This window comes from Streptomyces sp. BBFR102 (genome assembly GCF_051397025.1).
In the GTDB taxonomy this organism is placed as follows: Bacteria; Actinomycetota; Actinomycetes; order Streptomycetales; family Streptomycetaceae; genus Streptomyces.
Window position 1 is genome coordinate 713,854 of sequence record NZ_CP195757.1, and the last position, 25,747, is coordinate 739,600.

23 protein-coding genes and 2 pseudogenes are annotated in these 25,747 nt (G+C 71.6%); 2 read left to right on the forward strand and 23 right to left on the reverse strand.

All coding sequences use genetic code 11. From position 1 onward, the window contains the following. Window positions 1-34: 34 nt before the first annotated feature. From ACSLIC_RS03285 to ACSLIC_RS03370, 18 genes and pseudogenes are all read right to left on the reverse strand, one after another. Window positions 35-1,546 (reverse strand): cytochrome P450, encoded by a 1,512-nt coding sequence (locus tag ACSLIC_RS03285; protein ID WP_436736150.1) that lies wholly within the window; start codon window positions 1,544-1,546, stop codon window positions 35-37. Window positions 1,547-1,670: 124 nt separating this feature from the next. Beyond that, complete coding sequence (locus ACSLIC_RS03290) at window positions 1,671-2,285, reverse strand: GTP-binding protein (protein WP_436736151.1); 615 nt, start codon at window positions 2,283-2,285, stop codon at window positions 1,671-1,673. Beyond that, window positions 2,266-2,640, reverse strand: a complete 375-nt coding sequence (locus ACSLIC_RS03295) for a DUF742 domain-containing protein (RefSeq protein ID WP_436736152.1) — start codon at window positions 2,638-2,640, stop codon at window positions 2,266-2,268. The genes ACSLIC_RS03290 and ACSLIC_RS03295 overlap by 20 nt, the downstream gene beginning before the upstream one ends. Beyond that, window positions 2,637-3,044: a roadblock/LC7 domain-containing protein gene (locus ACSLIC_RS03300; protein ID WP_003947186.1), complete on the reverse strand. Its 408-nt coding sequence runs from the start codon at window positions 3,042-3,044 to the stop codon at window positions 2,637-2,639. Before ACSLIC_RS03300 ends, ACSLIC_RS03295 begins: the two co-directional genes overlap by 4 nt. Beyond that, window positions 3,041-4,624, reverse strand: a complete 1,584-nt coding sequence (locus tag ACSLIC_RS03305) for a sensor histidine kinase (protein ID WP_436736153.1) — start codon at window positions 4,622-4,624, stop codon at window positions 3,041-3,043. The genes ACSLIC_RS03300 and ACSLIC_RS03305 overlap by 4 nt, the downstream gene beginning before the upstream one ends. A 483-nt stretch (window positions 4,625-5,107) precedes the next feature. Next, a pseudogene (locus ACSLIC_RS03310) lies at window positions 5,108-5,653 on the reverse strand (cytochrome P450); the annotation flags it as partial. Between the two features lie 244 nt (window positions 5,654-5,897). Beyond that, window positions 5,898-8,705 (reverse strand): DEAD/DEAH box helicase, encoded by a 2,808-nt coding sequence (locus tag ACSLIC_RS03315; RefSeq protein ID WP_436736154.1) that lies wholly within the window; start codon window positions 8,703-8,705, stop codon window positions 5,898-5,900. Between the two features lie 75 nt (window positions 8,706-8,780). Beyond that, entirely contained in the window at window positions 8,781-9,671 is an 891-nt protein-coding gene (locus tag ACSLIC_RS03320) for a YegS/Rv2252/BmrU family lipid kinase (protein ID WP_436736155.1), read from the reverse strand. A gap of 17 nt (window positions 9,672-9,688) precedes the next feature. Then, window positions 9,689-10,663 (reverse strand): twin-arginine translocase subunit TatC, encoded by a 975-nt coding sequence (tatC, locus tag ACSLIC_RS03325; protein WP_436736156.1) that lies wholly within the window; start codon window positions 10,661-10,663, stop codon window positions 9,689-9,691. A 59-nt stretch (window positions 10,664-10,722) separates the two neighbouring features. Then, window positions 10,723-11,016 (reverse strand): Sec-independent protein translocase subunit TatA, encoded by a 294-nt coding sequence (gene tatA / locus ACSLIC_RS03330; protein WP_436736157.1) that lies wholly within the window; start codon window positions 11,014-11,016, stop codon window positions 10,723-10,725. Between the two features lie 225 nt (window positions 11,017-11,241). Next, on the reverse strand, window positions 11,242-11,427 hold the full coding sequence (locus ACSLIC_RS03335) for a hypothetical protein (protein ID WP_436740263.1): 186 nt from the start codon (window positions 11,425-11,427) through the stop codon (window positions 11,242-11,244). A gap of 89 nt (window positions 11,428-11,516) precedes the next feature. After that, window positions 11,517-11,735, reverse strand: a pseudogene (locus ACSLIC_RS03340) (hypothetical protein); the annotation flags it as partial. Then, the gene (locus tag ACSLIC_RS03345; RefSeq protein WP_436736158.1) at window positions 11,732-12,694 is read right to left on the reverse strand and encodes a helix-turn-helix transcriptional regulator; all 963 of its coding nucleotides are present in this window, start codon (window positions 12,692-12,694) and stop codon (window positions 11,732-11,734) included. The gene ACSLIC_RS03345 and the pseudogene ACSLIC_RS03340, both read right to left, overlap by 4 nt. A 10-nt stretch (window positions 12,695-12,704) precedes the next feature. Beyond that, a complete protein-coding gene (locus ACSLIC_RS03350) occupies window positions 12,705-13,658 on the reverse strand; it encodes a helix-turn-helix transcriptional regulator (RefSeq protein ID WP_436736159.1) in 954 nt (317 codons plus the stop codon). Between the two features lie 112 nt (window positions 13,659-13,770). Further along, window positions 13,771-14,145, reverse strand: a complete 375-nt coding sequence (locus ACSLIC_RS03355; RefSeq protein ID WP_436736160.1) for an FKBP-type peptidyl-prolyl cis-trans isomerase — start codon at window positions 14,143-14,145, stop codon at window positions 13,771-13,773. Between the two features lie 98 nt (window positions 14,146-14,243). After that, window positions 14,244-15,245 (reverse strand): FKBP-type peptidyl-prolyl cis-trans isomerase, encoded by a 1,002-nt coding sequence (locus tag ACSLIC_RS03360; RefSeq protein ID WP_436736161.1) that lies wholly within the window; start codon window positions 15,243-15,245, stop codon window positions 14,244-14,246. Window positions 15,246-15,420: 175 nt separating this feature from the next. Beyond that, the gene (gene pafA / locus ACSLIC_RS03365) at window positions 15,421-16,782 is read right to left on the reverse strand and encodes a Pup--protein ligase (protein ID WP_436736162.1); all 1,362 of its coding nucleotides are present in this window, start codon (window positions 16,780-16,782) and stop codon (window positions 15,421-15,423) included. Window positions 16,783-16,791: 9 nt separating this feature from the next. Continuing rightward, entirely contained in the window at window positions 16,792-18,051 is a 1,260-nt protein-coding gene (locus ACSLIC_RS03370; protein ID WP_436736163.1) for an MFS transporter, read from the reverse strand. Window positions 18,052-18,244: 193 nt separating this feature from the next. On the opposite strand from ACSLIC_RS03370, the gene ACSLIC_RS03375 reads away from it, so the two are divergent. Further along, on the forward strand, window positions 18,245-19,261 hold the full coding sequence (locus tag ACSLIC_RS03375; RefSeq protein WP_436736164.1) for a LacI family DNA-binding transcriptional regulator: 1,017 nt from the start codon (window positions 18,245-18,247) through the stop codon (window positions 19,259-19,261). Between the two features lie 76 nt (window positions 19,262-19,337). On the opposite strand, the gene prcA is transcribed toward ACSLIC_RS03375, so the two are convergent. The 5 genes from prcA to arc form a co-directional block, all read right to left on the reverse strand. Next, window positions 19,338-20,150: a proteasome subunit alpha gene (prcA, locus tag ACSLIC_RS03380; RefSeq protein WP_436736165.1), complete on the reverse strand. Its 813-nt coding sequence runs from the start codon at window positions 20,148-20,150 to the stop codon at window positions 19,338-19,340. Window positions 20,151-20,208: 58 nt separating this feature from the next. Continuing rightward, a complete protein-coding gene (gene prcB, locus ACSLIC_RS03385) occupies window positions 20,209-21,054 on the reverse strand; it encodes a proteasome subunit beta (protein WP_436736166.1) in 846 nt (281 codons plus the stop codon). A gap of 232 nt (window positions 21,055-21,286) precedes the next feature. Further along, a complete protein-coding gene (locus ACSLIC_RS03390; RefSeq protein WP_436736167.1) occupies window positions 21,287-21,505 on the reverse strand; it encodes a ubiquitin-like protein Pup in 219 nt (72 codons plus the stop codon). A 142-nt stretch (window positions 21,506-21,647) separates the two neighbouring features. Next, complete coding sequence (gene dop, locus ACSLIC_RS03395) at window positions 21,648-23,159, reverse strand: depupylase/deamidase Dop (RefSeq protein WP_436736168.1); 1,512 nt, start codon at window positions 23,157-23,159, stop codon at window positions 21,648-21,650. 253 nt (window positions 23,160-23,412) lie between these two features. Next, window positions 23,413-25,179, reverse strand: a complete 1,767-nt coding sequence (gene arc, locus ACSLIC_RS03400) for a proteasome ATPase (RefSeq protein ID WP_436736169.1) — start codon at window positions 25,177-25,179, stop codon at window positions 23,413-23,415. A 254-nt stretch (window positions 25,180-25,433) separates the two neighbouring features. On the opposite strand from arc, the gene ACSLIC_RS03405 reads away from it, so the two are divergent. After that, window positions 25,434-25,742: a ferredoxin gene (locus tag ACSLIC_RS03405; RefSeq protein WP_436736170.1), complete on the forward strand. Its 309-nt coding sequence runs from the start codon at window positions 25,434-25,436 to the stop codon at window positions 25,740-25,742. Window positions 25,743-25,747: the final 5 nt, after the last annotated feature.

Sequence of the window (25,747 nt, forward strand, 5' to 3'; positions counted from 1 at the left end):
CCGGGTCCCCCACCCGCCGTCGTACCGCGTCAGGTCAGCGGCCGCGCACCCAGTGCACGAGCCGGTACCAGGCGCCGCGCTGCGCGGGCACGGCGGCGGGCGGCTCGACCGGAGGCGCGGCGGAGGGCGCCCCCTGCGGCGGGACCGGGCCTGCGGCCGGTTCCCGCGGGGCGGGTGCCGGGTCCCGCGGGGCGGGTGAGGAGATCTCCCAGTCGGCGCGGGAGGCTCCGCTCTGGTCGGGGCTGCTGCCGATCTCCATCGGCCGACGGGGGCTGAAGACCACCGGGAGTTCCTGGAGGTGGCTGCTGATCAGCGAGTTGGTCCAGTGCAGTTCGCTCTCGGGGACGGCGAGTTCCACGTCGGGCAGCCGCATCAGCAACGCGTCCACCCCGGTGTCGGCGATGGCCCGGCCGAGGTCGTCGCCGGGGCACTCGTAGACGCCGCCGCCGAAGGCGAGGTGGGCCCGGTTGCCCTGCATGTTCGCCTCCAGGTCGGGGCGGACCACCGGGTCGACGTTGGCTGCGGCGATGTTGAGCAGCAGCGCGTCGCCCTTCTTGATCTGCTGGCCGCCCAACTCGGCGTCCTGGACCGCGAAGTAGCCGAGCATGGCGCTGAACGGGGGCTGGTCCCACAGGGTCTGCTCCACCGCCTCGGGCACCGTCATCTGCCCGCCGTTGAGCTGGGCGCGGAAGCGCGGGTCGGTGAGGACCATCTTGAGCACGTTGGCGGTGAGGTTGGAGGTGGCCTCGTAGGCGGCGATGAGGACCAGGCGCAGATGCTGGGCGACCTCGTCGTCGGTGAGGCGGGCCTCGTCCTCCAGGAGGCTGCTGGTGAAGTCGTCGTCGGGCTTGGCCCGGCGGCGGGCCACGTGGCGCTCCAGGATGCCCATGATGGCGGCGTTGGAGGCGTTGGCGGTCTCGGTGCCCTGGAGCATGTCGCGGGCGGCGTCGACCATCTGCTCGTTGTACTCCTCGGGCAGGCCGAGGACGTCGAGCATCACCAGCATCGGCAGGTGGTCGGTGAACTGGCTGACCAGGTCGGCGTGGCCGTCCTGCCCGAACTCGTTGACCAGGCGGTTGCTGTGCCGGTTGATGGCGCGGCGGACCCCGCGGTGGTCGATCTGCTTCATCGCGTTGCTGACCGCCCCGCGCAGCCGCTCCCGCTCGGCGCCCTCGGCGAAGGAGCAGATGGGCTGCCAGGCGAAGAGCGGCGTGAGGGGGTGGTCGGGGCCGAGCGTGCCGTCCTGGACCAGCCGCCAGCGGCGGGAGTTTCGGGTGTAGACCGAGTGGGTGCGGAGCATGTGGAGGTTCTCGCTGTGGCCGAGGACCACCCAGATCGGCACGTCGTCGTGGAGCAGGGCGGGGGCGACCGGGCCGTGCTCGGCGCGGAGCTTCTCGAAGAGCCCGGGGGCGTCGCGCTCGGCCTCGGGTCCGTAGAGCCGGCGCAGCCCGCCGGGTCCGACCGCGTCCGCGCCGTGGGCGGGGCAGCCGGGGGGCGGCCCGGCGGGGGTGCCGGGGAAGGAGGGAGGGGTCGAGGGGGTCGTCACGGTGGATGCTCCGGTGAAGGGTCGGGCGGTGCGGGGGCGGGCACGGCGGGGCGGCGGCCTCGGCCGGATGCGGAAGGCCCGCGCCGCCCGGGCCCGGAGGGCCCCGGGCCCGGGCGGCGGACGGTCAGGCGATGGCCGGGGTCATCTCGTGCAGGTAGCGCATGAGGGTCATCAGCGCGTCCCGGCTGGACTCGCGGTAGCGGGCGTCGCAGTCGAAGATCGGCACGTTCTCGGGCAGGTCGAGCGCGCGGCGCAGGTCGTCCACGTCGTGGCGGGGCGCCTCGGGGAAGCTGTTGATCGCGACGACGAAGGGGACGCCGCGTTCCTCCAGCCGCCCGATGACGTCGAAGCTCACTTCGAGCCGCCGGGTGTCGACCAGGACGACGGCGCCGAGCGCGCCTTCGAAGAGGCCGTTCCACAGGAACCAGAACCGCTCCTGGCCGGGGGTGCCGAACAGGTAGAGGACGAGCTGGTCGGTGATGGAGATCCGACCGAAGTCCATCGCGACGGTGGTCGCGGTCTTGGACTCGACGCCCCGGTTGTCGTCGACGCCGACGCCTGCCTGCGTCATGGTCTCCTCGGTGGTCAGCGGGCGGATCTCGCTGACCGAGCCGACCATGGTGGTCTTCCCGACGCCGAATCCCCCGACGATCACGACCTTGACGGCGGCGGTGGCCGTGTCGGGCAGGACATCCTCGCTCCGGGGTCCTGTGATCGTGTCAGAGCTTTTGAAGTCCATGCATCACCGCTTCGAGAAGGGAACGGTCCGGGAGCGTCGCGCGGGTGATCGGCGCCCGGGACTCGATCAGCTCGGCGGAGAGCAGATCGGTGAGCAGGATCGTCACCACACTGAAGGGCAGGGCGAGGTAGGCCGAGAGTTCGGCCACGGAGAGCGGCCGGCGGCAGAGCCGCAGGACCGCCGCCTGTTCTGGCTGGGCCGTCGGGGGTGGCGGCCCAGACCTGGCCACGATGAGCGTGACCAGGTCGATCGGGGCGCGTTCGGCGCCCTCGGTGGAGCCGGTGAGGACGTACAGCCGCTCAGGGTTGGAGCCTTCCGGCTCCTGCTTCCCGCGCTCGCGCTGGGGAGGGGTCATCCGGCCGACCCGCCGTGGCGCGGTGGGCTGGTGAGGTGGGAGCCGATGCGGATGACCAGGTCGCGCATGCGGTTGCCGATGAGTCCCGCGTCCACGGTCTCGTCGGTGAGCACCGCGAGGTAGGCGCCGGCGCCCGCGGCCATCAGGTAGAAGAAGCCGCCGTCGATCTCGATGACGACCATCCTCATCCGGCCGTCGGAGTCGGGGATCTCGCTGGCGACCGCCGCCGCCAGGCTCTGGAGCCCGGCGCAGGCGGCGGCGATGCGGTCGGCACCGTCCGGGTCGCCGCCGTACCGGGCGATCCGCAGGCCGTCGGCGGAGAGCACCACGATCTGCTGGACCCCGGGGACGCCCTCGTCCAGTTCCTTGAGCATCCAGTCAAAGTTGGCACGTTGCTGGATCACGTCCGGTCCCCTTCGCTGTCCTGGTGTCCGTGGGAGGGCGGGCCACTTTCCCCGGCGGCGGTACCGGAGTCGACGTCCACACCGTTGGCCGCCTTGGTGAACGCCTCCAGCCAGATGCCGGGCTGGGGCTCCTCCTTCTTCTTCTGGGGCGCGGCGGGCTGCCGCCAGTCGTCGGCGGCGGGTGCGGGCGCCGGGACGGTGTACGGGAAGCTTCCGCGGACGCGGCTGCGCCGCTGCGGCAGGCCCTCGGGGGTCCACTCGGTGACGACGGGCACGTCGTCCTCGGGCGGCGGGGACATCGAGCGGGAGGAGTGCAGCGGCGGGCCGGAGGTGGGCCGGCGCTTGCGGTAGGGCCGCTCGTCGTCGATCAGGTTGCCGTCGTCGTCGATGCGCAGGACGGCCGCGGCGCCGATGCCGTGGGCGACGGCGGGGGCGGGCTCGTCGGTGAGCATGTCGCGGGGGACGACGAGGACCGCGCGGACGCCGCCGTAGGCGGACTGGCGGAGCGCGACCTGCATGTCGTACATCCGCGACAGGCGGCCGACGACGGCGAGGCCGAGGCGGGGCGTCTCGCCGAGGTCGTCGACGTCGATGCCGGCCTTGGCCTCCTCCAGCTTGCGCTCGACCCGTTCGCGGACGACGTCGCTGAGGCTGACGCCGGCGTCCTCGATCTCGATGGCGACGCCGGTCTGGACCTCGTGGGCGGTGACGTGGACACGGGTGTGCGGCGGCGAGTAGCGGGTGGCGTTGTCGAACAGCTCGGCGCAGGCGTGGATGAGCGGCTCGACGGAGATGCCGTCGACGTTGACCTTGGCGACCGAGTGCAGGTCGATGCGGGGGAAGTCCATGATCCGCGACATGGCGCCGCGCAGGACGCTGAAGAGCGGTACGGGCTTGGGCCACTTGCGGCTCGGGCGGGCGCCGCCGAGGACGGCGATGCTGTCGGCGAGGCGGCCGATGAGGGCCGTGCCGTGGTCGATCCGCAGCAGGTCGTCGAAGACCTCGGGGGTGCGTCCGTGGTCCTCTTCCATGTCGCGCAGGTCGGCGGACTGCTTGTGCACGATGGTCTGCACGCGGCGCGCGACGTTGACGAAGGCGCGCTGCGCGGAGTCACGCATGGCCTCCTCGCGGTCGACGATGCGCAGCACGTTGCGCAGCAGGACCCGCTGGGGGTGCGGCAGTCCGCGGTGGACCTCGCTGCCGTCGACCATGGCGCGCATGACCTCGGAGGGGGTCTGGTTGTACACCTGGAGCCGCCGGACACAGGCCGGCATGAGCTCCTTGGCGAGGTGCAGGATGTCGTCGTCGTGCGCGGCGAGCCGCTGCTCGAGCTGGGCGACCTCGCGGGCGTGCTGGAGCCGGAGGGCCGCTGCGGCGCGGCCCCGGCGGACCGCCTCGGCCGCGACGGCGATCACCACGAGGGTGGCGGCGGCTCCGGTGACGGCGACCGGTATCCGGGCGGGCTCGGCGACCAGGGCCGCGGCGGCTCCGGTGGCGGCCGCCATCAGCACGGCGGGCAGGAGCAGCACCCGTGCGAATGACGTCTCTCGGCCACCGGGAGGCGATGGAACACTCACCATGTAATGCCCTCAGAACAATCGGCTCGGGAGTTGTGCGAACCATTGGGGAGATGGGGGATGAACACACACGAAGTTCTCAACTCGGTGCGCTGCGGGCGAGCTTAGTGCCGGGGGAAACCACCGTGCGGCATATTCCTCAAGGCCGCACATCAGCCCTTTCCAGGCCCTACACTCGAATCCTTTTGCACAGTACGCCTCCACTCGCGCACACAGAGTGATGCTCTGGGGCGAGAACGGCCCACCCCGCAGCGCACCGGAGGCACCCCTTCCGCCACGCGCCGCCGTGACCTCGCAGGACGCTCCGACTCCCCCGTCGGGGCCGCGCCGGAATCACCCCGGCGAGCCTTGGCGAAATATTCTCTTCCTTCAACTCCCGCATGACGCACAGCCCTTCGACTTCACCCGGACGGGTGGCACCACCCCGGCACGCGAAAGGGCCGCACCCCTCAGGAATGCGGCCCCTCCGGTCCGGCGCCGGGCGGCTCAGGCCCCGCCGTCCCGGGCCCGGACGGTGGCGAGCATGTCGCGGTCGGGCTGGAGGGTGAGCGTGGTCAGCGGCCGGATCTCGCCGGGGTCGACGTCGAGGTCGTAGCGCCGGCCCAGCCGGGCGAAGTCGTCGAACTCCGGCTCGGCGGTCGCCGAGCACCCGCTCCAGTTCCTCGCCGAGCGCGGCGCGCACCCGGGGTTGCGGGCGAGCAGGTACCAGGCCCACACCAGGGTGCTGCTGGTCGTCTCGTGGCCGCCGATGTACAGGGTGACCGTCTCGTCGCGGATCTCCTCCGCGGAGAGGCGGGTCCCGGTCTCGCCCTGGGCGGTGAGGAGTCGGCTGAGCAGGTCCGGCCGCTCGTCGTCCCCCCGGTGGGCGGCGACGACCCGGCCCACCTCCCGGTCGATGTCGGCGGCGGCCTTCCTCACCCGGCGCCGTCCCGGGGTCGGCACCCAGTCCGGCAGAACGGCGCCGATCCCGCCGAACTCCGCCCCGATCTCCCGCTGGGCGACGTCCATCGCCCTCCCGATCGCCTCGACGTCACCCTCGGCGCCTCCCCTCCCGGCGGCGCGCCGACCGGACACCGGCGGCTCGCCCGCATTCTTCCACGCCCAGCCTGCAGAAGATCTTCAAGCGCCTTATGACGTAAGGGAGTTGACCGGAACCGAGAGCAAGCGGTCCGGCTCGCCCGGGCGCCGGCGCCAGCCCGCACCGGCGCCCCCGAAACAGCACGCCGCCGCCCCCGAAGCGGAGGCGGCGGCACACGGCGGGCGGGACGGGCGGGGCTCAGCCCACCGAGGAGTACGCGACGACGCCCCGGCGGACCGCGTCGACGGCCTTGCGGGCGCTGCGCGTCACGGTCGAGCCCTCGGGGGCGGCTGCCGCGATCTGGCCCAGCACGTCGATGACCTGCTTGCACCAGCGCACGAAGTCGCCGGCCGGCATCTCCGCCTCCCGCAACACCGCGTCCAGCCCCTTGCCGGAGGCCCACATGTACGCGGCCCAGGCGAAGCCGAGATCCGGCTCGCGCTGGCCGACGCCCTCGGTCTGGCTGATCCCGTGCTGCTCCTCCAGGGCGTCGAGCCGGCCCCAGATGCGGACCATCTCGCCGAGCGCCGCCTTGGCCGCACCGGAGGGCAGCTTCGGCGCCACCGCGTCGTCGGCCTGCCGGGCCTCGAAGACCAGGGCGGAGACACAGGCGGCCAGCTCGGCCGGGCCGAGCCCCTCCCAGACGCCCTCGCGCAGGCACTCCGAGGCGAGCAGGTCCAGCTCGCCGTAGAGGCGGCTGAGCCGTTGCCCGTCCTCGGTGACCTCGTTGCCCCGGAGGTAGCCGAGTTCGGTGAGGAGGGTGACGATGCGGTCGAAGGTGCGGGCGATGGTGTTGGTGCGGCCCTCGATCCGGCGCTCCAGCTGCCGGGTGTCCCGCTTCAGGCGGTGGTAGCGCTCGGCCCACCGCGCGTGGTCCTCCCGCTGGTCGCAGCCGTGGCAGGGGTGGGCGCGGATGGCGGTGCGCAGCCGGGCGATCTCGCGGTCGTCGGCGGCCGCCGCGCGGCTCTTGCGGTGGCGCTTGGGTTCCAGGTGCCCGGCGCGGGTGCGCAGGGCCGAGGCCAGGTCGCGGCGGGACTGGGGCGAGCGGGCGTTGAACGACTTGGGGACGCGCATCCGGTCCAGGGCCTCCACGGGGACCGGGAAGTCCATCGCGGCCAGCCGCTTGACCTGCCGCTCGGCGGTGAGCACCAGCGGGCGGGGCCCGTCGTGGTGATCGAAGCCGCGGTGGCCGTTGCTGCGGCCGGCGGGCAGGCCCGGGTCCAGCACCAGGGCGAGCCCCGCGTACTTCCCCGTGGGGACGTGGATGATGTCACCGGGCCGGAGCTTCTCCAGCGCCCCGGCGGCCTCGGCGCGGCGCTGGCCGGCGCCCTGCCGGGCCAGCTCCGTCTCGCGGTCCTTCAGTTCCCGGCGCAGCCTGCCGTATTCCTCGAAGTCACCGAGGTGGCAGGTCATCGAGGCGGCGTACCCTTCCAGGCCCTCCTCGTTCCGCTGGACCTGGCGGGAGATGCCGACCACCGAGCGGTCGGCCTGGAACTGGGCGAAGGAGGTCTCCAGCAGTTCGCGCGAGCGGTGCCGCCCGAACTGGTGCACCAGGTTGACCGCCATGTTGTACGACGGCTTGAAGCTGGAGCGGAGCGGATAGGTGCGGGTCCCGGCGAGGCCGGCGAGGTGCTCCGGGTTCATGGCGCGCTGCCACAGGACCACCGCGTGGCCCTCGACGTCGATGCCGCGGCGCCCGGCCCGGCCGGTGAGCTGCGTGTACTCGCCGGGGGTGATGTCGGCGTGCTGTTCGCCGTTCCACTTGACGAGCTTCTCCAGGACGACCGAGCGGGCCGGCATGTTGATGCCGAGAGCGAGCGTCTCGGTGGCGAAGACGGCCTTGACCAGGCCGCGCAGGAACAGTTCCTCGACCACCTCCTTGAAGGTGGGGAGCATGCCCGCGTGGTGGGCGGCGATGCCGCGCTCCAGCCCCTCCAGCCACTCGAAGTAGCCGAGGACGTGCAGGTCCTCGTCGGGGATGGCGGCGGTGCGCTCCTCGACGATCTCGCGGACGGCCGCCCGGGCCGCGTCGTTATTGAGTCTGAGGCCCGCGTAGAGGCACTGCTGGACGGCGGCCTCGCAGCCGGCCCGGCTGAAGATGAAGGTGATGGCGGGGAGGAGGTTCTCCGCGTCGAGCCGCTCGATCACCTCGGGCCTGCTCGGCGTCCAGGTGCGGGAGCGCTGGCGACGCTCGCGCTCCCGGTCGGCCTCGCGCATGTTCCGCCCACGTCGGCGGTCCTTCGGGCCGGTGGGGCGGCTGGACTCCAGGCGGGCCATCCGGAGCAGGTCCGGGTTGACCGCCTTCTTGGCGCCCTCGCCCTCCTCGAAGAGGTCGTACATCCGGCGTCCGGCCAGGACGTGCTGGAAGAGCGGGACCGGGCGGTGCTCGGAGACGATCACGTCGGTGTCGCCGCGGACGGTGTCGAGCCAGTCGCCGAACTCCTCGGCGTTGGAGACGGTGGCCGAGAGGGAGACGAGCGTCACCGACGGGGGGAGGTGGATGATCACCTCTTCCCAGACCGCGCCGCGGAACCGGTCGGAGAGGTAGTGCACCTCGTCCATGACCACGTACCCGAGGCCGGTGAGGGTCTGGGAACCCGCGTACAGCATGTTCCGCAGGACCTCGGTGGTCATGACCACGACGGGGGCGTCCGGGTTGACGCTGTTGTCACCGGTGAGCAGGCCGACCCTGTCCGCGCCGTACCGCTTGGCGAGGTCGGCGTACTTCTGGTTGGAGAGCGCCTTGATCGGGGTGGTGTAGAAGCACTTCTTGGACTGGCCGAGCGCCAGGTGGACGGCGAACTCGCCGACGATCGTCTTGCCGGAACCGGTGGGGGCGGCCACCAGGACGCCCTTGCCCTTCTCCAGGGAGCGGCAGGCGTCGAGCTGGAAGGGGTCGAGGCCGAAGTCGTACATCTCGCGGAAGGAGGCGAGCGCGGTCGCCTCCTCGACGGCGCGCCGCCGCGCCGCCGCGTACCGCTCGGCCGGGGAGAGGTCCTCTGTCATCGTGATGACGAGCCTACCCGCCGCCCCCGACAGCGGACGATCGATAATCCCACCATCCGTTCGGCAGGCCCCGCCTCAGGGCGCGAGTATCCGGACGGCCTCCGGGACGCAACGGGCGGTGAGCGGCAGGGCGCCCAGCGGCTCGCCGTCGGCGTAGCCGGTGGTGTCCGGCGCCTCGACGGTGACCGAGCGGGCGCGGTGCACGGTGACCGCGGGGTGGCCGAGATGGGCGCCCCGGTAGACCTTGGGGAAGACCCGCATCAACTCGGTGCGGCTCACCTCGCCCACCACCACCACGTCGAAGAGCCCGTCGTCGAGCCGCGCCTCGGCACACACCCTCAGACCCCCGCCGTACGAGGTGCCGTTGCCGACGGCGATGAGGGTGGCGTCCACATCCAGCACCGGTCCGTCGTCCAGGGTCAGCTTGAACGGGGCCGGCCGGAAGGCGGCCAGCTCGGCGACGATCGCGAGGTCGTACTTGAAGCGGCCCACCGGGAGCCGCATGCGGTTGCCGCGGTCGTTGACCCGGGAGTCGAAGCCGGCGGCGAGGACGGTGCCGAACCAGCGGTCACCCACCCGACCGAGGTCGAGCGCGCGCGGACCGGGCCCTTCCAGGATGTCCACCGCGAGCCGGGCGCCTGCCTCGGGATCGCGGACCGGCAGGCCCAGGGTGCGGGCGAAGTCGTTCCCCGTGCCGACCGCGATCAGGCCGAGCGGGGTGCCGGTCCCGGCGAGCGCCTGGAGGGCGAGCCCCGCCAGCCCGTCACCGCCGACCGCCAGCACCGCGGCGGGCCTGGAGGTGAGGGCGGCGCGTAGCCGGCCGGCCGCGTCGCCGGCGTCCGTGCCGAGGACGGTCCTGACCCGGTACCCGGCGTCCCGCAGCACCCGGGAGGCGGGCAGGGCCGCCCGGGCACCGCGTCCGCTTCCCGCCGTGGGGTTGACGAAGAGGATGATCTCGCTGGTCACGGCGGGACCCTACAAGGTCAGGTCGCGTCGTCGTAACCGCCGAGCTCCTTGCGTCCGCCGTCTCCGCCCAGTTCGCCGCGGTTCGTCTGCTCCGGCAGGACCGGCGGGGCGCCGACCGGCTCGATCGCGTCGACCGGCTCGGGGGTGAGGTCGATGTCGGACGCCTCGTCGTCGTCGAGTTCCGCGTCGGAGTCACGGCGGCGGCGCCTGCGGTCGTTGAGGAGGCAGATACCGAGGGCGAGGAAGTACAGCAGGCAGATGGGCGCGGCCAGCATCAGCATGCTGGACGGGTCTCCGGTGGGAGTGGCGACCGCGGAGAAGATGGTGATCCCGAGGACCATCCCGCGCCACCAGGAGCCGAGGCGCTTGGCGGAGAGCACGCCGGTGATGTTGAGCAGGACGAGGATCAGCGGCAGCTCGAAGGCGAGGCCGAAGACGATCACCATCCGCATCACCAGGTCGAGGTAGTCGTCGACCGGGAGGAGGTTGAGGACGTTCTCGGGCGTGAAGTCGAGGAGGATCGTCGCCGTCTGCGGCAGGATCTTGTAGGCGAGGACGCCACCGCCCACGAAGAGCGGGACCCCGATACCGACGAAGGAGAGCGCGTACTTCTTCTCTTTGCGGTGCAGGCCCGGGGCGAGGAAGGCCCAGAGCTGGAAGAGCCAGAAGGGGCTGGCGAGGACCACGCCGGCGACCAGCGAGACCTTCAGGGCGATCGTGAAGGGCGCGACGAGGCCGTTGAAGGTCATGTCGGCGCACGGATTGCCGTTGTCCTGGGTCGGCGATCCGTCGAGGCAGCCCACCGACTGCTGGACCGGCCTCAGCAGGAACTCGATCAGTTCGGTGTAGAAGAACGCGGCGGCGATCGTGATGACGACGACCGCCAGGACGGACTTCAGCAGACGGTTACGCAGCTCGCGCAGGTGTTCGGCGAGGGGCATCCGTCCCTCGGTGTTCTTCTCCTGCTTCGGCTTGCGGGCAGACCCGAGCAACCCACGTCCCTCGTCTCGTTACGAACAGGCGGACCCGGTGGCCCGCCGCGGTGATGGCGTCAGCTCTGCGGGGTGCGGCTCTGCTCGTTGACCGGGCGCGAGCTGGAGACGTCGCCCGGCGCGGCCTGGATGGTGCGGGCCGTGGCCGACTGGGCGGTCTGGGCGTCCGGGGCGGCGGCGTCGGCCTGGGCGTCCTGGGAGCCGTCCTTCTTCATCGCCTTGGCCTCGCTCTTGAGGATGCGGGCGGACTTGCCGAGGGAACGCGCCATGTCGGGAAGCTTCTTGGCACCGAAGAGAAGCAGGATCACGACGATGATCAGGACGATCTCTAGGGGCTTGAGGTTGGCGATCATTGCGATTCCTTCTCACCGAGGCGGCTGGGGGTGGGGCTGCCGCACACGGCTGGACGGGGTCCGGCCGTCGCGCGCAGCGATCGTAACCCGCGTGGGTAAACGCGGCGCAATGCCCGTGCAGACACCAGGTCGCGGGCGGGTGCCTCGGTCCCGGCCGCCGACATCTCAGCGTACTCCCTGCCCGCTTGCGGGAGCAGGGGGCGTTGGGGTAAAGGAAAAACCTGCTCAGAGGGGTGGGGGCAGGCGGGTCGCGGCCCGCTCCAGCTCCTCGGCGGCCGTGTTGATCCGCGCGGAGGTCTCCGCGACCTGCCGGGCGAGCCGTCGCACCTCCAGGAAGACGCGTACCGCGAGCACCCCGAGGACAGCGAGCCCGGCGAATCCGAGCACCACCGCCACCATCGGCCAGACCATGTCCGTCATCCCCGTCAGTTCCTCACCGGCGTCAGTCCCGCGCCCCGGGAGTGGGTCCCGGGGCCGCCCGCGCTCGGCGGCTGCGGTACCCCGGCGGCCAGCCGCAGCGTGCGCACGCCGCCCCGGGTCAGCAGCTCCACGATCCGCTCCCCCGCCGGCTTGCGGACGGCGCTGTCGCAGGCCGGGCAGGTGAAGGAGTAGAAGGTGGTGCGGCGGCTGCCGCCGATGGCCAGCCGCAGCGCCTCGGCGGCCAGTTCGAAGCGGGAGCGGCAGTCCGGGCAGGCGGCCTTGAAGAGGACCCCGCTCACGGCTGGGCCTCGTAGGCGGCGAGCGCCTCGCGCGCGGCGTCGCGGGCGCTGTCGGCGAGGTCGGCGGGGGCGGTGATCCGCCCGTCGCGGCCGAGCCGCAGGGCGAGGCGGCGCAGCGAGGCCGGGTCGGGGGTGCGCAGGGTGATGCGCAGGCCGCCGTCGGGCAGTTCCTCGGCGCTGTCGTGCGGGTAGTACTCGGCGACCCACCGGCCGCCCGGGCCGACCTCGATGACGACCTCGGGGTCGTCGGCGGAGGGCTGGACCAGGCCGGCGGAGAGGTCGCGGACCTCGATCTCGGGCGGGGCGGACGCCTCGTCGAGGACGCGGATCTCGGCGACCCGGTCGAGGCGGAAGGTGCGCCGGTCCTCGGAGAGGCGGCACCACGCCTCCATGTAGGTGTGGCCGACGGTGAAGAGGCGGATCGGGTCGACCTCGCGCTCGGTCAGCTCGTCCCGGGCCGGCGAGTAGTAGCGCAGCCACAGCCGGCGGCGCTCGGAGATGGCCCGGTCGACGTCGGCGAAGACGCCTCCCTCGGCCTCGAAGGTGACCGAGAGGCGGGAGCTGGAGGCGGCGGCCTCCCCGGCGGCGGCCTCCAGTTTGGCGGTCACCCGCAGCAGGGCCTGCCGGTCGCCCTCGCGCAGGCCCGGCAGGGTGGAGACGGCGCGCGCGGCGACCAGCAGCGCGGTCGCCTCGTCGGCGGCGAGCCGGAGCGGGGCCGCGACGTCGTCCGGGTTGTGCCACCAGATGCGGTCGCCGTCGGTGTCGATGTCGAGCAGGTCGCCGCCGCGGAAGCTGGTGCCGCACAGCGGCAGCACGTCGAGGTCGGAGATCAGTTCCGCCTCGGTGACGCCGAAGGCTCGCGCCACGTCCACGACGTGGGCGCCGGGGCGTTCACGCAGGTAGGTGACGAGCGACAGCATGCGTCGCGTCCGGTCGATGGCATTGGCCTGGGCCGCCATGGTTACTCCCTCAGTCCTTCGCCACGGCACGGAGCCGGTCGATCACGTCGGCCCGCAGTTCGGCCGGTTCCTGCACCACCACGTCGGGTCCGTACTCGACGAGGGAGGCGTCCAGCCCGTGGCCGTACGGGATCTCCAGCTCGTCCCAGCCCTCGCCGGCGGGCCGCACCGAGCGGGCCTTGGCACGCAGCGGGTACCCGGCACCGGTCCGCAGCCGGATGACGGCGGTGCCCTCGGCGCTCTCCCCGGCCCAGCTCGCCACGGTCTCGCGGACCGTGACGACATCGGGCACGTCGGCGGTGAAGCCGCCCGGGCGGGTGCGTACCTTGCCGGTGATGCGGGAGAGCCGGAAGACCCGCTCGGCGCCGCGGTCCCGGTCGAAGCCGGCCAGGTACCAGTGTCCGCGCCAGCACTCCAGCGCCCAGGGCTCGACCTGGCGGGGGGCGGGCTGCACCGCGTTGGCCTTGCGGTAGTCGAAGACGACCGGGCGGCGGTCGCGGCAGGCCAGCATCAGCGGTTCGAAGGCGGACTCGTGGACCGGGATGTGCGGTTCGAGGGCGGAGTTCCCGGCGAACGGGTCGGCGTCGTCGGGCAGCCCGGCCGCGCGCAGCTTGTGCAGCGCGCCGCTGGCCGCGCCCGCCAGCCGGGCCTGCTGCCACACCCTGGCGGCGAGGCCGAGCGCGGCTGCCTCCTCGGCGTCGAGGGTGAGCGGCGGGAGGCGGTTGGAGTCGCGGCGGGCGAGGTAGCCGACCTCGCCGTCGATGTTGTCCACGGTCTCGATGACGAGTCCTAGCTCACGCAGGTCGTCCTTGTCCCGCTCGAACATGCGGTTGAAGGAGTCGTCGTTCCCCGCTTCGAGGTACGCCTCGATGGAGCCCCGGAGTTCTCGTTTGGACAACGGGCGCCGGGTCCCGAGCAGACACAGTGCCAGGTTCATCAGCCGCTCGGCCTTGGCAATCGCCATCGACGCCCTTTCTGGTGGTCCTTCGACGGACGACCGTACCGCCCCGGGGTGTCGCGGCAAAAGCGGAGGGCCCATGCCTGACGGCATGGGCCCTGGAGTTGATCGCTTGGGATCAGACCGCGACCAGGTCGCAGACGAAGATCAGCGTCTCGCCGGGGGCGATCCGCCCGCCGCCCGCACCACGGTCGCCGTAGGCGAGGTGGGCGGGGATGGTCAGCTGGCGGCGGCCGCCGACCTTCATGCCCTGGACACCCTGGTCCCAGCCGGCGATGACCTGTCCGGCACCGAGCTGGAAGGAGAGCGGCGTACCGCGGTTCCAGCTCGCGTCGAACTCCTCACCGGTGGAGAAGGCCACGCCCACGTAGTGGACCTTGGCGGTGTCGCCGGCCTTGGCGACCGGGCCGTCGCCCTCCCAGATGTCCTTGATCTCCAGGTCCGCCGGGGGCTCGCCACCGGGGAAGTCGACCTCGGGCTTGTCGATGCTCACGTAAGGCTCCTGCTTCTGTGTTTTTCGGGCAGCCGGGCAACCGGAACATTCTGCCACCGCGGGGCGGGCGGTACGCACACCCCCGCCCCGGGTCGGGCTCACATCGCGGCGAGCACGTCCACGACGAAGACCATGGTGGAGTTGGCGGGCAGGTCCTCGCCCTTGTCCTGGTCCTTGTAGCCCTGCTCCGGCGGGATCACCAGCATCACGCGGTCGCCGACGTGGGTGCCGATGAGACCCTTGTCCCAGCCCTCGACGACCTGGCCGACGCCGATCTGGGTGGCGAAGGGCGCGCCGGTGTTCCAGGAGGAGTCGAAGAGCTTGGCCTTCTCCTTGCCCTCGTTCGGCTTCCAGGCCGCGCCGCTGTACTGCATGTACACCGTCTGGCCCTTCTTGATCTCGTCGCCGTCACCCTGGATGAGGACCTTGCTGGTCAGCTTCTTGGGCGGGTCGTTCTTCGGCACCGAGATCGTGGCCGGCTCCGGCTTGTCGGCCTTGACCTGGGGGAGGTCGGAGGGGATCTCCGCCTGCTCGCCCTCGACCATGTTCGGCACGACGTCCTTGATGTCCAGGGCGAAGACCAGGGTGTCCTTGCCCGTGACACCGAGCTGCTGCTGGCCGGCCTCACCGAAGGCGGCGGCCGGCGGCGCGACGACCAGGACACGGCTGCCGACCTTCTGGCCCAGCACCGACTGGCTGAACGCCGGGATGATGTTCTCCGCGCCCGCGGTGATCATCTGGGGCGCGCCGCCCTTGTCGTGGCTGGAGCCGAGGTCCTTGCCGCCCTTCCAGACCTTGCCGGTGAAGTCGGCCATCACCAGGTCGTCCTTCTTGACCTCGGGGCCGTCACCGGTGGACAGGGAGTGGACCACGAACTTGTCGCTCGGGTCGCCCTTGGGGAGCTTGATGGTGGCCTTTTCACCCGGCTCGCCGGAGACCTCCGGCATGGGGTCGGCCGACTCGACCGGCTTGGGGGCCTTGGGGGCCGCCGCGGGCTTCTCGGAGGCCGCCGCGTCGTCCTTCTTCTCGGCCTCCTCACCCCCGCAGGCGGTCAGCAGCAGAGCCGGAACGATGAACAAGGCGGCAAATCGGCGTCGCACGGAGGACCTCGGGGGGTTGGCGGATACGGGAAAACACATCGGTCCCGCCACTCTACGGCCCAGCCGCCCCCCTGCTCCCGTACGGCATGGAACGGGCCCCTCATCACACGGACGAGGGGCCCAGGTCACCGCCGGTCCACGGCGGGGAAGAGCGGTGTGTCACATTCCGGCGCCGTCACATGCCGGCGATGAGCTTCTCCACCCGGTCGTCCACCGACCGGAAGGGGTCCTTGCACAGCACGGTCCGCTGCGCCTGGTCGTTGAGCTTGAGGTGGACCCAGTCGACGGTGAAGTCGCGGCGCTGCTCCTGCGCCCTGCGGATGAAGTCGCCCCGCAGCCGGGCCCGGGTGGTCTGCGGCGGGACGGACTTGCCTTCGAAGATCTTGAGGTCGTTGCAGATCCGGGCGGCTTGGCCGTTCTTCTCCAGGAGGTAGTAGAGGCCGCGCCTGCGGTGGATGTCGTGGTAGGCGAGGTCTATCTGGGCGACCCGGGGGTGGGACATCGTCATGTCGTGCTTGGCCCGGTACCGCTCCAGGAGTTTGTACTTCATGACCCAGTCGATCTCGGTGGCCACCCGGTCGAGGTCCTCCTCCTCGATCGCGTCGAGGGTGCGGCCCCAGAGCTCCAGGACCTGCTCGACGGTGCCGGTGCGGATGCCGCGGCGGTCCACGAAGTCCACGGCCTTCTCGTAGTACTCCCGCTGCACCTCCAGGGCGGATGCCTCGCGGCCGCTGGCCAGGCGCACCTTTCGGCGGCCCGTGATGTCGTGGCTGACCTCGCGGATGGCCCGGATCGGGTTCTCCAGGGTGAGGTCGCGCATCACCGTGCCCGCCTCGATCATGCGGAGCACCAGGTCGGTGGCGCCGACCTTGAGGAGCATGGTGGTCTCGGACATGTTCGAGTCGCCGACGATGACGTGCAGGCGGCGGTAGCGCTCGGCGTCGGCGTGCGGTTCGTCGCGGGTGTTGATGATCGGGCGGGAGCGGGTCGTCGCGGAGCTGACGCCCTCCCAGATGTGTTCGGCACGCTGGCTGACGCAGTACACCGCGCCCCGGGGGGTCTGGAGCACCTTGCCGGCCCCGCAGAGGAGCTGCCGGGTCACGAGGAAGGGGATGAGGATGTCCGCGAGGCGGGAGAACTCCCCGTGGCGGGCCACGAGGTAGTTCTCATGACAGCCGTAGGAGTTGCCGGCGGAGTCGGTGTTGTTCTTGAAGAGGTAGACGTCGCCCGCGATCCCCTCCTCGTGCAGGCGGCGTTCGGCGTCGACGAGCAGCCCTTCGAGAATGCGTTCCCCGGACTTGTCGTGGGTCACCAGTTCGGTGACGTCGTCGCATTCCGGTGTGGCGTATTCCGGATGCGAACCCACATCGAGATACAGGCGGGCGCCGTTCCGCAGAAACACATTGCTGCTGCGGCCCCATGACACAACGCGGCGGAAGAGGTAGCGCGCCACCTCGTCAGGCGACAGACGGCGCTGTCCCCTGAAGGTGCACGTGACGCCGTACTCGTTCTCCAGCCCGAAAATGCGGCGGTCCATGACTGAACATTACGCCTGATGCCCCGCACTGAAACCGGGTTCGACGGCCCCGTTTCGATCATTTTCCGAAGAGACCACCGGATCGCCGCCCCGGCCGCGCCCGTTCAGCACCCGCGAGGTGGCCAGCAGCACCAGCAGCGCGGCCACTCCCCCGACCCCCGCGACCCAGAACCCGGGGGCGGTGCCACCCCATTCGACGGCCGGTCCCGCCGCGCCGGTACCCAGCGCCGCGCCGACGCCGAAGACCGTGACGAGCCAGGAGAACGCCTCGGTCACGGTCCCTGGGGGCGCGTGCCGGTCCACCACCACGAACGCACAGGCGAGCGCGGGCGCAAGGAAGAGCCCGGAGACCACGGCGAGGCCGGTCATCGCGGCCACCGAGGGGGTGAGCGACAGCGGCAGGTAGCCGAGGGCCAGCAGCCCCACCAGGACGCGCAGCCGCCGCTCGGGCTCCCCCGCCCACCGCCGGGCGCCGTAGACCGCGCCGCCGATCAGGGCGCCGAGGCCGAGCGCCGCCATCAGCCAGCCGTAGACGGACTCCCGGCCGTGGTCGTCGGCGTAGGCCACGGCGGCCACGGTGATCGAGCCGAGGGCCACACCGACGAAGAGGAAGGAGCAGAGCAGGGCCAGCAGTCCGGGTGAGCGCAGCGCGCCGAGCCAGTGCGCCTCGCGCGGGGCGGAACGCCAGCGCCGGGACGGCTCGGAGACGACGACCGAGAGCGCGCCGAGGACGCCGAGGACGTTGATCACCAGCAGCGCGGCGCCCGGCGACCACCAGGCGACGAAGAGCGTGACCAGCAGCGGCCCGGCGGTGAACATGACCTCCTGCGCCACCGCGTCGAGCGCGTACGCCGCGTGCACCCGGTCCTCGCGCCCGAGCACGGCGGGCCACAGGGCCCGCAGCCCGCCCTCCAGCGGCGGGGTGCAGACTCCGGCCACCACCACGGCCGCGCAGGCCGGCGGCAGCGACTCGGCGCCGACGACGGCCAGCGCCGCCATGCCGGCCCCGGACAGCACGGCGGCCGGGAGCATCACGCGCGGCTGCCCCCACAGGTCCACGGCGCGCCCCAGCAGCGGCTGGCCCACGGCGGTGGCCAGTCCGTACACCGCCGCGAGGGCGCCGGCCAGCGCGTAGCCACCGCCCTCGGAGCGGACGAAGAGCACGATCGCGATGTGCCCGGTCGCGCTGGGGAGCCGGCCGACCAGCGTGCCGCAGAGCAGCCGCACCGCGTGCCGCGAGCGCAGCAGTTCCCCGTATCCCGTCGCCATCGGCAGCCCCTCACCCGAGTGTTACGTATAACGTCGGCGTCATACGTACCATGTGCGGGCAGCCGGGGTCCAGGGGCGGCTCAGCGGGGACGGGACGGTCCCGGGCCGGCGCCCGCCGGGCACCCGTCGGCGCCGCCCCGGCGTCCGTGCGGCGGCCGCACCGGATTCCGCCCTCTGGAGAGGACCCGCCCCTTTGTCCGCCGTATCCCGGCCCACCAGCAAGGACGTCGCCCGAGCCGCCGGAGTGTCGCAGGCCGCCGTCTCCCTGGTCCTCGGCGGCAAGTGGCCGGGCCGGGTCTCGACGGCCACCGCCGAACGTGTCCGGGAGGCGGCCAGGACGCTCGGGTACCGGCCGAATCTCGCCGCCCGCGACCTCCGGACCGGGCGGACCCGAACGGCTTTGCTGGTGGTACCCGCCCTCACCAACGAGTTCTTCGCCCGGGTCCACGCGGGTGCCGCCTCCGTCGCCGCGGCGCACGGCTTCGGCGTCCTCCTCTACCCCTCGCCGGAGGGCACCGGACCGGCCACCGACCCGTTCGCCTCCGCACCGGCCGCCCTCGACGGCGTCCTCGCCTCCTCGATGGCGGCCCACGCGCTCAGCGGGATCGGCGCGGGCGCCCTGCCGCTGGTGATGCTCGACAGCGACCCCGCCACCGGGCCGGCCACCGCCACCGTCAACCTCGCCATCGCCGACGGCATGCGCCAGGCCGCCGGGCACCTGCTGGACCTCGGCCACCGCCATTTCGCCCATCTCGCCGCCGAGGTGGACTCCTGGACCTTCGAGGTCCGCGCCGCCGCGCTCGCCGCCTCGGTGGCCGGGGTGCCCGGCGCCCGGCTTCAGACGCACCGGTGCGCGCTCACGGTGGCCGAGGCGCAGGCCGCGGTGACCCGCCTGCTCACCGCCCCCGGGCCTCGCCCGACCGCGCTGGTCTGCGACGACGACCTCCTGGCCGCGGGGGCGTGCAAGGCGGCCCGGCGGCTGGGGACTCGGGTCCCCGAGGACCTGTCCGTCACCGGGTTCGACGACCTGACCCTGGCCACGGCCGTCGAACCGGAGCTGACCACGGTCACGCTGCCCGCCGAGGAGTTCGGGGCACGGGGCATGGCGGCGCTGCTCACCGCCGTGGACGGCGGCACGCCGGCCGACGAGGAACTGCGCGTCGCCCTCACCGTCCGCGGCTCCACCGGCCCGGCACCCGCCCGGACATGACGGTGGCCCGCACCCGGCCCCGGTGAGGGCGGGTGCGGGCCACCGTGGTCCCGGCTCCTGCCGCCGGGACCCGCTGTCAGCTCTGCGCGCCGGAGCCCGACGACCCGTCGTCGCCCGGCAGGTCGGGGAGGTCCAGTTCCTCGTCCTCCGCCGCCGGGGAAGCGGTGGACGAGGAGGAACCGCCGCCCGTGCCCTCCTCCAGGAGGCGGGCGAGCCGGGTGCCGACGATCCGCTTGAACTTGCGCCGCTGCGGCCTGGTGCGGTCGAGCACCGCGACCTCCAGCCGCTCGGCGGGGATCTCGCGCTCGCTGCCGTTGGTGTCGCGGGACAGAGCGCTGACCGCCAGGCGCAGGGCCTGGGCGAGCGTCATCGTGTCCTCGTGGCGCTGGTCCAGGTAGGAGCTGATCTGCTCGGCGTTGCCACCGACCGCGACCGAGCCGTGCTCGTCCACGATCGAGCCGTCGTGCGGCAGGCGGTAGATCTGGTCGCCCGAGGCGTCCTCACCGACCTCGGCGACGACCAGCTCCACCTCGTACGGCTTCTCGCCGTTGCTGGAGAAGATCGTGCCGAGGGTCTGCGCGTACACGTTGGCCAGGCCGCGTGCCGTCACGTCGTCGCGGTCGTAGGTGTATCCGCGCAGATCGGCGTAGCGTACGCCGCCGATCCGGAGGTTCTCGTATTCGTTGTACTTACCGGCGGCGGCGAATCCGATCCGGTCGTAGATCTCGCTGAACTTGTGCAGTGCGCGGGACGGATTCTCACCGACGAACACGATGCCGTCGGTGTACTGGAGCACCACGAGGCTCCGTCCGCGGGCGATGCCCTTGCGGGCGTATTCCGCCCGGTCGGCCATGGCCTGCTGTGGTGAGACATAGAACGGCGTCGACACCGGCTATCCGTCCCTTTCTGTCGGTGACCCAAACAATCCAGGCGGCACGAGCCGCGCCCTACAGCAGTGACGCACGGGGCCCGTCCGGCTGCTCCATGCGCCGCTCCAGCACCGCGCGCGCGACGTCGGAGATCTGCGCCTCCGTCAGCCGCCGGAAGCCGTCGTCGGTGATCACGGTGACGATCGGGTAGATCCGCCGGGCGACGTCGGGGCCGCCGGTCGCCGAGTCGTCGTCCGCGGCGTCGTAGAGCGCCTGGACGACCAGCGTGGTGGCCTGCTCCTCCGTCAGGTCGTCGCGGTAGAGCTTCTTCATGGAGCCGCGGGCGAAGGTCGAGCCGGAGCCCGTCGCCGCGTACCCGTGCTCCTCCGAGCGGCCGCCGGTGACGTCGTAGGAGAAGATCCGGCCGCGCGCGCGGTCCACGTCGTACCCGACGAAGAGGGGGACGACGGCGAGGCCCTGCATGGCCATGCCGAGGTTGGAGCGGATCATCGTGGAGAGACGGTTGGCCTTGCCCTCCAGGGAGAGCTGGGCGCCTTCGACCTTCTCGAAGTGCTCCAGCTCCAGTTGGAAGAGCTTGACCATCTCCACCGCGAGACCGGCGGTCCCGGCGATGCCCACGGCCGAGTGCTCGTCGGCCGGGAAGACCTTCTCGATGTCGCGCTGGGCGATGACGTTCCCCATCGTGGCGCGCCGGTCGCCGGCGAGGACGACCCCGCCGGGGAAGGTGGTCGCGACGATGGTGGTGCCGTGCGGGGCCTGGACCACGCCCTGGACGGGCGGGAGCTGACGGTTGCCCGGCAGCATCTCGGGCTGATGCTCCGACAGGAAGTCCACGAACGACGAGGACCCGGGCGTCAGGAAGGCAGCCGGCAGACGCCCGGTGCTACGAGTGATGGCTTCCACACGTTTCCTTCCGGATAGGCGGCGGCCTGACCCGAGCGCCGGGCGGTACCCGACGTGCCGGTGGCCGAATAGCGGGTGAAGCACGTTACGCCAGGACCCTACCCGCCCGGGGGCGGTGATCCACCTGGGATACGGGAGAAGACGGGCACCTCGCGGGAGCCCGTCCGTACGCAGCGGCGGGCGGCGTCCTGGACGCCGCCCGCGCGCCGGTGGGGGCCGAGGCCCCGAGGGGCTACTCGCCGCCCTTCTGCACGAATCCGCGGACGAAGTCCTCGGCGTTCTCCTCCAGGACGTCGTCGATCTCGTCGAGAACGGAGTCGACGTCGTCGCTCAGCGCCTCCTGGCGCTCCTTGAGCTCCTCCGAGACAGTTGCGTCCTCGGTCTGCTCCTCGGTCGATTCCGTCGGACGATTCGCCTTCTGCTGTCCGCCGTCGCTGTCCTTGGCCGCCATCCGTACCTCACCCCGCTCGGTTCGATGTACTCGATGTACTTGATCAGACCCTACAAGTCGGGCCCTGATCCGGCGCGTCCTTAAGTCCGGCCGGCCCGGGGCCCGCGGGCCCCGGGTGGATCATTCCCGGTCAGCGGCGGTTTCAGCCCCCCGAGAGGGCCTGAACCAGTTCCTGTGCGGTACGGCACCGGTCCAGGAGGTGTCCGACGTGCTCCCGGGTGCCCCGCAGCGGCTCCAGGGTGGGCACCCGCTGGAGCGAGTCGCGGCCCGGCAGGTCGAAGATGACCGAGTCCCAGGAGGCCGCCGCGACGTCGTCGGCGTACTGCTCCAGGCAGCGCCCGCGGAAGTACGCACGGGTGTCCTCCGGGGGCTTGATCTGCGCCTCGGTGACATCCCGCTCGTCCAGCAGCCGCTGCATCCGCCCGCGCGCGACCAGGCGGTTGTACAGGCCCTTGCCCTGGCGCACGTCCGCGTACTGGAGGTCGACCAGGTGGAGCCGGGGCGCGTCCCACTCCAGCTGGTCGCGGCGCCGGTACCCCTCCATGAGCTGGCGCTTGGCCACCCAGTCGAGCTGGTCGGCGAGGCTCATCGGGTCGCTCTCCAGCTTGCCGAGCACCTCCTCCCAGCGGGCCAGCACGTCGCGGGTCTGCTCGTCGGCGTCGGCGCCGTACCGCTCCTCGACGTATTTGCGGGCCAGCTCGAAGTACTCCATCTGGAGCTGGACGGCGGTGAGGGTGCGGCCGCTGCGCAGGGTGACGAGCTGTTTGAGGGACGGGTCGTGGGAGACCTTGTGCAGGGTGCGGACCGGCTGGTCGACGGCGAGGTCCACGGCGATGAAGCCGTCCTCGATCATCGACAGGACCAGTGCGGTGGTGCCGAGCTTGAGGTAGGTGGAGATCTCCGAGAGGTTGGCGTCGCCGATGATCACATGGAGGCGGCGCCAGCGCTCGGCGTCGGCGTGCGGCTCGTCCCGGGTGTTGATGATGGGCCGCTTGAGTGTCGTCTCCAGCCCGACCTCGACCTCGAAGTAGTCCGCGCGCTGGCTGAGCTGGAAGCCGTGGTCCGAGCCGTCCTGGCCCAGCCCGACGCGGCCGGCGCCGGTGACGACCTGGCGCGAGACGAAGAAGGGCGTCAGGTGGCGCACGATGTCCGCGAACGGGGTGTCCCGCTTCATCAGGTAGTTCTCGTGCGTGCCGTACGAGGCGCCCTTGTTGTCGGTGTTGTTCTTGTACAGGTGGATGGGATTGGCGCCCGGCAGGACGGCGGCGCGCTCGGCGGCCTCCGCCATGATGCGCTCGCCCGCCTTGTCCCACAGGACGGCGTCGCGCGGGTTGGTCAGCTCGGGCGAGCTGTACTCGGGGTGCGCGTGGTCGACGTAGAGCCGTGCGCCGTTGGTGAGGATGACGTTGGCCAGGCCGATGTCCTCGTCGGTGAGCTGGCTGGCGTCGGCGTTGTCCCGGGCGAGGTCGAAGCCTCGCGCGTCGCGCAACGGGTTCTCCTCCTCGAAGTCCCAGCGGGCGCGGCGCGCCCGGTGCATCGCCGCCGCGTAGGCGTTGACGATCTGGGACGAGGTGAGCATGGCATTGGCGTTGGGATGGCCGGGGACGGAGATCCCGTACTCCGTCTCGATGCCCATTACTCGCCGTACGGTCATGCGGCCCTCCTTGCCCTGCGGCGCCCCCGGGCGGGGGCGCCGCTCACAGTTCCGCGGGTGCTCGCGGGTGCGCGTGCGGTGCCGTCCCCGCGCCGCGCGACCTCGGTGGTACCGACGAGCCTAGAACGCCTTTGCGCTGGTGGGGAGTGATTGCGGGGTTTGCTCGGGGTGTGCCGCGGCGGCGGCGCGGAAAGCAGCCGACTGCGGACGCCCGGAGGGACGTCCGCAGCCGGTCTGTGGTGCTCAGGGAGCCTTACAGGTACTGACCCGTGTTGGCCACCGTGTCGATGGAGCGCCCGGTGTCCGCGCCCTGCTTGCCGGTGACGAGCGTGCGGATGTAGACGATCCGCTCGCCCTTCTTGCCGGAGATGCGGGCCCAGTCGTCCGGGTTGGTGGTGTTCGGCAGGTCCTCGTTCTCCTTGAACTCGTCCACGCAAGCCTGGATGAGGTGGGAGACGCGCAGGCCCTTCTGCTGCTGGTCGAGGAAGGCCTTGATGGCCATCTTCTTGGCGCGGCCGACGATGTTCTCGATCATGGCGCCGGAGTTGAAGTCCTTGAAGTAGAGGACTTCCTTGTCGCCGTTGGCGTACGTGACTTCGAGGAAGCGGTTCTCCTCGGACTCGGCGTACATCTGCTCGACCACGGTCTGGATCATGCCGTGGACGGTGGCGTCCCGGTCGCTGCCGTGCTCGGCGAGGTCGTCGGTGTGCAGCGGCAGGCTGGACTTGAGGTACTTGGCGAAGATGTCCTTGGCGGCCTCGGCGTCCGGACGCTCGATCTTGATCTTCACGTCGAGGCGGCCGGGGCGCAGGATCGCCGGGTCGATCATGTCCTCGCGGTTGGAGGCGCCGATGACGATGACGTTCTCCAGGCCCTCGACGCCGTCGATCTCGGCGAGGAGCTGGGGGACGATGGTGTTCTCGACGTCGGAGCTGACGCCGGAGCCGCGGGTACGGAAGAGCGATTCCATCTCGTCGAAGAAGACGATGACGGGGGTGCCTTCGCTGGCCTTCTCACGGGCCCGCTGGAAGACGAGGCGGATGTGCCGCTCCGTCTCGCCGACGTACTTGTTGAGGAGTTCGGGGCCCTTGATGTTGAGGAAGAAGCTCTTCCCCGCGGGCTGCCCTGTCGCCTCCGCCACCTTCTTGGCGAGGGAGTTGGCCACGGCCTTGGCGATGAGCGTCTTGCCGCAGCCGGGCGGGCCGTAGAGCAGGACGCCCTTGGGCGGGCGCAGCTCGTGCTCCTTGAAGAGGTCCGGGTAGAGGTACGGCAGCTCGACCGCGTCCTGGATCGTCTCGATCTGGCTGCCGAGACCGCCGATCCGGGTGTAGTCGATGTCGGGGACCTCTTCGAGGACCAGCTCCTCGACCTCGCTCTTGGGGATGACCTCGTAGACGTATCCCGAGCGGGGTTCGAGCAGGAGGGCGTCGCCGGGGCGGATGGTGACGCCCAGGAGCGGTTCGGCGAGCCGGACCACGCGCTCCTCGTCGGTGTGGCCGAGGACCAGGGCGCGGTCGCCGCCCTCCAGGATCTCCTTGAGGGTGACGATCTCGCCGACGCGCTCGAAGGTCATGGCCTCGACCACGTTGAGCGCTTCGTTGAGCATCACTTCCTGGCCGCGCCGCAACTCCTCGAGTTCGACGCCGGGGCTGACGTTGACCCTCAGTTTGCGGCCGCCGGTGAAGATGTCGGCGGTGCCGTCCTCATTCGCCGTGAGGAAGACACCGAAGCCGGCCGGCGGCTGCGCGAGCCGGTCGACTTCCTCCTTGAGGGCCACGATCTGGTCGCGGGCCTCGCGGAGGGTCCCGGCGAGCCGCTCGTTCTGCGCGGACACGCCGGCGAGATTGGTCTGCAGCTCGACGATCCGCTCTTCGAGAATCCTCGTTTGGCGCGGAGAGTCGGCGAGCTTGCGGCGCAGGACGGCGATTTCCTGCTCAAGATAGGCGATCTGCCCGGCCGGGTCGTCGGACCCGCGTCCCGGGCGGATGCCGCGGTTGGTGTCGTCGTCGTGGGCTGCCACGGTCCTCACCTCCTCCAAGGGGAGCTGGACGCTTCCAGACCCTACCTGGGCGGGTGTCGGTTGAAACCCCTAGATCACAAAGACTGCGGGGTGTGTCCGATCTTCACCCTTGCGCTCTCCCTCACGCCAAAGCCATACCCACCCTCGGGCCGGGGGAAGCCGCCGGTTGTATCGTCGGAGTGTTCAACACCCGTCGGCGCCCTTCCGACTTGTCCCGACCGGGACCGGTCCGGCGCCGGGAAACGGCAGGAGAGATGACGGTGCAGGAGGAGACCGGGCCCGGCGCCGGGGAGGCGCTGGAGGTCTGGATCGACCAGGACCTTTGTACCGGTGACGGCATCTGTGTGCAGTACGCGCCCGAGGTGTTCGAACTGGACATCGACGGCCTGGCGTACGTGAAGAGCGCCGACGACGAACTGCTCCAGCAGCCCGGGGCGACCACCCCGGTGCCGCTGCCGCTGCTGCGCGACGTGGCCGACTCGGCCAAGGAGTGCCCGGGCGACTGCATCCACGTCCGCCGGGTGGCCGACCGGGTGGAGGTCTACGGCCCCGAGGCGTCGTAGCGCCG

Bases quoted from the DNA above. Each gene is read 5' to 3' on its own strand.
- ACSLIC_RS03290 (WP_436736151.1), bottom strand. From the start codon at position 2,285: ATGGACTTCAAAAGCTCTGACACGATCACAGGACCCCGGAGCGAGGAT.
- ACSLIC_RS03295 (WP_436736152.1), bottom strand. From the start codon at position 2,640: ATGACCCCTCCCCAGCGCGAGCGCGGGAAGCAGGAGCCGGAAGGCTCC.
- ACSLIC_RS03305 (WP_436736153.1), bottom strand. From the start codon at position 4,624: ATGGTGAGTGTTCCATCGCCTCCCGGTGGCCGAGAGACGTCATTCGCA.
- ACSLIC_RS03315 (WP_436736154.1), bottom strand. From the start codon at position 8,705: ATGACAGAGGACCTCTCCCCGGCCGAGCGGTACGCGGCGGCGCGGCGG.
- tatA (WP_436736157.1), bottom strand. From the start codon at position 11,016: ATGATCGCCAACCTCAAGCCCCTAGAGATCGTCCTGATCATCGTCGTG.
- ACSLIC_RS03335 (WP_436740263.1), bottom strand. From the start codon at position 11,427: ATGGTCTGGCCGATGGTGGCGGTGGTGCTCGGATTCGCCGGGCTCGCT.
- ACSLIC_RS03345 (WP_436736158.1), bottom strand. From the start codon at position 12,694: ATGGCGGCCCAGGCCAATGCCATCGACCGGACGCGACGCATGCTGTCG.
- ACSLIC_RS03350 (WP_436736159.1), bottom strand. From the start codon at position 13,658: ATGGCGATTGCCAAGGCCGAGCGGCTGATGAACCTGGCACTGTGTCTG.
- pafA (WP_436736162.1), bottom strand. From the start codon at position 16,782: ATGGACCGCCGCATTTTCGGGCTGGAGAACGAGTACGGCGTCACGTGC.
- ACSLIC_RS03370 (WP_436736163.1), bottom strand. From the start codon at position 18,051: ATGGCGACGGGATACGGGGAACTGCTGCGCTCGCGGCACGCGGTGCGG.
- ACSLIC_RS03390 (WP_436736167.1), bottom strand. From the start codon at position 21,505: ATGGCGGCCAAGGACAGCGACGGCGGACAGCAGAAGGCGAATCGTCCG.
- dop (WP_436736168.1), bottom strand. From the start codon at position 23,159: ATGACCGTACGGCGAGTAATGGGCATCGAGACGGAGTACGGGATCTCC.
- ACSLIC_RS03405 (WP_436736170.1), top strand. From the start codon at position 25,434: ATGACGGTGCAGGAGGAGACCGGGCCCGGCGCCGGGGAGGCGCTGGAG.